General features: G+C 37.5%; 4 protein-coding genes and 1 pseudogene. All 5 read right to left on the reverse strand.

Annotation, left to right across the window (positions count from 1 at the left end; genetic code table 11):
* Positions 1-20 precede the first annotated feature (20 nt).
* Positions 21-1,211, reverse strand: coding sequence for an HD-GYP domain-containing protein (locus tag F3D3_RS24475; protein WP_207645404.1), 1,191 nt, complete (start codon positions 1,209-1,211; stop codon positions 21-23).
* A 47-nt stretch (positions 1,212-1,258) separates the two neighbouring features.
* On the reverse strand, positions 1,259-2,020 hold the full coding sequence (locus tag F3D3_RS20880) for a LytTR family DNA-binding domain-containing protein (protein ID WP_069876376.1): 762 nt from the start codon (positions 2,018-2,020) through the stop codon (positions 1,259-1,261).
* Positions 2,021-2,047: 27 nt separating this feature from the next.
* A complete protein-coding gene (locus F3D3_RS20885; RefSeq protein WP_069876377.1) occupies positions 2,048-3,742 on the reverse strand; it encodes a LytS/YhcK type 5TM receptor domain-containing protein in 1,695 nt (564 codons plus the stop codon).
* A 9-nt stretch (positions 3,743-3,751) separates the two neighbouring features.
* Positions 3,752-5,392: a PucR family transcriptional regulator gene (locus F3D3_RS20890; RefSeq protein ID WP_069876378.1), complete on the reverse strand. Its 1,641-nt coding sequence runs from the start codon at positions 5,390-5,392 to the stop codon at positions 3,752-3,754.
* Positions 5,393-5,699: 307 nt separating this feature from the next.
* A pseudogene (locus tag F3D3_RS20895) lies at positions 5,700-6,000 on the reverse strand (NADP-specific glutamate dehydrogenase); the annotation flags it as partial.

A 6,000-nucleotide genomic window follows, 5' to 3' on the forward strand; every position in this document is an offset into this window, starting at 1 on the left:
GTCATTCTATTTTACGAATTTTAAGAAGTTGTACTTGCACACTCTAAATCCAAAAATACCACCACGAGCTGAGGTGAAAATTGTGTCCCACTGCCTTTGATTAACTCCAATCTGGCATTTTCAAGTGTAAGTGCCTTCCGATAAGTCCGATCTGATCGCATCACATCCCATGCATCTGCCACGGCAATGATTTGTGATGCCAACGGAATATCATTGCCCTTTATGCCATCTGGATAACCTGTCCCGTCAAATTTTTCATGGTGATACCTAATAATTGTTGCGATCTCTTTAAGCGCTTCAGAGTTCTTTGTCATTTCATAGCCGTGGTTGGTATGTCTTTTAATGATTTCGTATTCTTCTGCATTGAGCTTCGCAGGTTTATTTAGCAACTCCTTATCAATGTGAATCTTGCCGATATCATGAATGAGACCTGCCCAGTATATTTCTTTTTGTTGCGCAAGATCAAATCCCAAAGCCTTGGCGAGCATTTGAGAAATCAGTGCCACACTCTCCGAATGTCCTTTTGTATATTCATCATAGTATTCCAAAACAGTTGTCAGCAATAAAGCAATTTCTCTCGTCATAAATCGCTCTGAATTTAAAAGAGCCTCTGTTTTTTCCGATACTTTTCGCTCTAGCTCTTGTCGGTGTTCGTGTAACTTACAGTTAATACGGTAGTTTGATAACGATTGATTATAAAACAGATAATTCATATATATAATCATTGCAACAAATACTATTACAGATATAATCGTCACGGTGATATTTTCATCAATCCGGTGCACAAAAGGCGTTATAAAGATCAAAGTGCATAAATCCAGTACGAAATAGATCACCCAATATTGCCATTTCATTTGTATAATTACTCCACACACCACAAAAACAATGACAAAGTCGAAATAGGAAATAACACTTTCAGGTTTAAATCCCAACATCAACGTGCCCCAGCTCAAAAAAACAAGCACTGTGACATGCTGAAAGATTTGCATACGCATTAATTCTTTCTCAAGTGAAATTAGAAATCCTGCTAAAATAGCCAGTAGACTATATGTAAAGAGGAATCCATTTATCCACTTGATTTCCTTTAAATCATCCACTAAAAAAGATAGCGTCAGCATAAGTAAAGAAGCGCCCATTATAAAAGGGAATAATCGAATCATACGCTCTTCATTATCTCTAATTAAACTTTGTTCAAATCTTTCAAGTTTCATAAGCTCACATCCTTGGTACATGTATACCCAATCCTGTAAATTTTATTTTACAGGATGTGCATTTTTTCTTTAAACAGGGCTGTGTTATTTCGACTTACTGGAATTTGAAGATCAAAGCCTTTAAGTGTCACCATATAAGTGTTGTTAAACCAAGGTTCTATTGTGTCTATATAATCCAAATTGATGATATAAGCTCTGTGGCATCTTAAAAAATTATCATGAAGAATCTCCTCTATTTCAGAGAGTGTTTTTTTACAAGTGTAATCACCGTTCACGGTCATAAAGTGTGTGGTTCGATCTTCAAAGAAAATATAGGCAATTTCATTGTATCTAATCGGCTTCAAAAGGCCATCTTTGTAAAGTGACATCACTTTTAAATGTTTCTTTATGGTTTGAACGGCTTCCTTAACATTGTCTGTGAGCACTGTAATCGGTTCAGTTGTTTCACCACTTTCAGATGTCATTAATCTCTGAACTGTTTTTTCAAAGCGCTCTTCTGAAACCGGCTTCAATAAATAATCCACTGCATTGAACTCAAACGCTTTTATAGCATAGGCTTCATAAGCTGTCACAAATACAATTCGCGTTGGGATATTGTTCTTTAAAATGTAATCTGCAACAAGTATACCCGATACCTGAGGCATGTTGATGTCTAAAAATACGATGTCATACTGATTTTGGCTAATAGAGCCAATGAAAGCCAGTCCATCATTAAAGGTCGCCACGACTTCAAGCATTGGATACTTTGAAATTAGATAGGAAATTTCATCCACCGCTGGAATTTCATCATCGACGATAACACACTTCATTTTTATGCCCCCCTTCCGTTAAGCCCCTTATTCACGTTTCATCGGCAAAATGATCCTCACGCAAGTGCCTTGTCCGACTTGGCTTTCTATTTTAAAAGAACCCTTAGAACCATAGTGTTTTTCTATTCTCTGCATGACATTTACAAACCCAACGGACTCTGAAAGTGCTCCGCTTAGTATCATATTGAGCTTTTCTTCTGTCATGCCCATGCCATCATCAAGGACCTCTATTTCGAGAAAAGCTTCCTGATTCAAGCCTTCGATATTTTTAATAGAGACTTTAATCAAACCGCCTTCAGCTTTCTGTAAAATCCCATGCAAAACTGCATTTTCAACAATGGGCTGTATCAAAAGTGGCAGTATCCTCGTCGATTGATCTACTCTAATATCATACTGAACCCTTACTTTTTCACCGAAGCGTGCTTTGCTGACGCTGATGTACTTCTCGACATGTACAAGTTCATCGCTTATGGCTATTTCACCTTTTAAAGATTGCATATTCTTCCCAAAAAATTCACTTAAATCCAGTAGGACCTCTCTTGCTTTTTGTGGATCCGTTCGAATTAAAGAAATCACCACATTTAAACTGTTAAAGAGAAAATGGGGGTTAATTTGCGCTTGCAATGCTTTGATCTCGGCATTGAGCGCAAGCTTCGACTGTCTTTCAAGGTCCGTGATTCGGAGCTGTGTGGAGAGTATATTAGAAAGTCCCTTTGCAATTTCAATATCTAAGTCTGATATCACATCTGTTGTCCTGTAAAATTTTAAAGTCCCCTTGATCACATCCCCTTCCCAAATTGGGACGATCACAGCTGAATTCAAATGACATTTTCGGCTTGGACAACCGATTGCTTCTTTACTTTGAGCTACCCTGACTTCACCTGATTTGAGAACGATCTTGGTGAGTTGAGTCATGATCGCCAGCCCCGCTTTATGGTGTTCACTCTCAGCACCGACATGTGTTAAGATCTCCGTATTATTGGTTATGGCAATCGCATCAAAATCTGTAGCGCTTAAAATTTGTTCTGCCGTGAGTTTTGCAGTATCTCGATTTAGACCCTCTCTCAAAGATTGAGTGGTTTTATCTGCAAGCAAAAGGGCTTGTCTTGCGCGATATTTAGCTTGGATACCGCTCAAAGACTGGATGTTGCTGATGATACTCACGAAAAGTGCTATGCCACAGGAATTGACCAGTATCATCGGAAAACTGATGACCCACATAAGATTCATCGCATCCTCAAAAGGTTTGGCAATCAAAACTAAGATCAGCATTTGAAGTGATTCTAATAATACCCCTGCAGCGAGTGCATATGGGATTTTGACGGATGAAGCTCTAAACCGTTTGCTCAGTGCGCCTGCTACAATCCCTTCTGTACAAGTTGAAATACCACATGCAAGGGCTGTAAAACCACCTATATCGATTAAAAAGCGGTGCCCTCCAGCAATTATACCCGCGATCAAGCCCACCACTGGTCCGCCTAGCAGGCCCCCTACAGCAACGCCAATCACTCTTGTGTTGACAATTGCCCCTTGATATTTAATGCCCGAATAGGTCCCCAATATACTGAGCAGTGCAAAAATAATGCCCATGGTGATTTTTTCCGGAAAGGTCATTTCTCTTTTTTCGATGATATTCTTAAAAGCACGTGTCTTTGAAAAGACTAAACCAATCATGATAATCAGACCTACGCGGTACACCAATTGAATTAAAAGTTCTAACATGATTTGCCTCTATTTTTTGGTATTTTTAAAAATTTTATGCACTTTTAATGCCGTTTGAATCGCATAACGGTCTTCTTCCTTGTCGATATCCATGCTGATAATCTCTTGAATTCTACCAAGTCGGTATAAAATCGTATTGTAATGTGTAAACAACGTTTCCGACATTTTTTTTAAATTGCCGTTGCACTCAAAATAAACTTCGAGCGTCTTTACAAGTTCAGTATCTTTTCTTAAATCATATGCCACAAGCGCTTCTAAGGTGTCGTTGTAAAAAATCTCCAATTCATTTTTGAGGCTCGCCTGTGACAGTATCTTATAGATGCCCATTTCTTCAAAATAAATCACATCGCCATCCATATAGCGCACTGCTGCTTCAAGTGCTTTAGAAGCGTCTTCTAAGCTTTTATGAACATTTATAAGTCCCTTATAAATCCGTCCCACACCCACTTTGGTCTGATATTTTTTCATCTTGGATTTTAAAATTTCATAGATATACTTCGTATAGCGCTTAACCACTTGAATGGTTTCGCCTTCTTTAAACATAATGAGAATGTAAATATGATCGCTTTTATTCAGGATCATGTAGGATCTTCCCATATCTTTACAAATCAACTCAATTAAGTAGGCTGCTTTTAAAGATTTTTCGGTCTCATCTGCATTGCTTTTGCTGAGGATGTCTATATTTAAAATGATGAAATTGGCATTTTCAGAAAATCTAAAGTTAGACGCCCGTTCCACAGCTTTGCTACGTCTCACTTCATCAAAGGAGATCAAGTCATCAAAGAATTCGATTTTATACTTGTTCTCAACTTCTTGCACCGATATTTTCTTTAAGAACTCAAGTGCAATAATATTGGATGAGGCTTCAAGTCCCAATTTGTCATAATTGGAAATAGCCCTCTCTTTACCATAAGTCACAATATGCCCATGAACTTGGTTTTTAACGAAAATAGGTATAATCAGTCTTTCAATTTCTTTTTCTTTATAAACGATGTTATCCCAGATGACCTTTGAGCTTTTTCCATCCAGTTGTATGCTTTCAATATTCTCGTATAGAATTGCATAGTCATTTTCAAACGCTGATTTCAGAAAATAAGTATCTTCAAAGTAATAATCTCTGACAAAAACAGGTGATGTGATTGTTTTTTGGATGCTTTTGAGCACATCTTCAATATTGCCCCCACTCACCACAACATTCATGGTATCTTTGTGTAAATTCTCCACACGTTGAAGTACGTTGGTTTGCTTTTTAAACATCAAATTGTACACAACTGAAAAGATTTCAGTGAATGACACATGATAATCGAGATCGATTACAGGTAATTCGAGTTCATTGCAAACCTTAACCACCGCTTTTGGTAAAGCTTCAATATAAGGGGTGATTTTTACAAAGACAGCACTTACATTTTTAGCCGCTATTTCAGTAAACAATTCGATCTGCTCACTGGGTGTCATTTTTTCAAATATTTGTCCTGTGATCAAAATGATCTGACCATCCTGTCCAATCCAGCTTAGAATTTCTCTATCAAGCATTACATTTACAGAAGTTACAGGCTTATATTGTAGATTAATAGAAGTGATGATATTAGATGTTTGAAACAATTCAAGTGCAAGTACTTCGTTTAAAAGTACTGTGGATTCATTCTTCAAAAGTATCCCCCCATTTTAACTTAACTTCTTCTGCTTAGGTCTTTTAATTGCGTTAGAGTGTCAAAACCCCGTTTTGCACGAAAACGCGAACCAATTATGCAGTTTTAACAATCTAATTATATCAAAAGTCGTTATTTATGCAACAGCGTTTTTTTTAGTTGTATCTTTTTCACAATCAAATAGGTGACAGGCTGGACAAACATTCCTATTAGGTCTTAGAGAAAAAAAAACGCTGCAGGCAAATTTGGCATTTGCTTACAGCATTTTTGATTAATCTATCTATTTTTTTACTTTAAGGCAATAAGGCTTAGTAATTTCCTTGAGCCATCATAGCTTCAGCCACTTTAACAAAACCAGCAATGTTTGCACCTGCAACTAAGTTATAGCCAAAGCCATATTTAGCAGCAGCTTCTGCAGCATTTTTGTGGATGTTTGTCATGATTTGATCTAATTTAGCATCAACTTCTGCTTCTGTCCATGATAATCTCATTGAGTTTTGGCTCATTTCAAGCGCTGATGTCGCAACACCACCTGCATTAGCAGCTTTTGCTGGTCCTACAGTAACGCCTTTTTCTAACAAGTAATCAACCGCTTCGTTTGTACATGGC

It is taken from the genome of Fusibacter sp. 3D3, from assembly GCF_001748365.1.
Classification (GTDB): domain Bacteria; phylum Bacillota; class Clostridia; order Peptostreptococcales; family Acidaminobacteraceae; genus Fusibacter_A.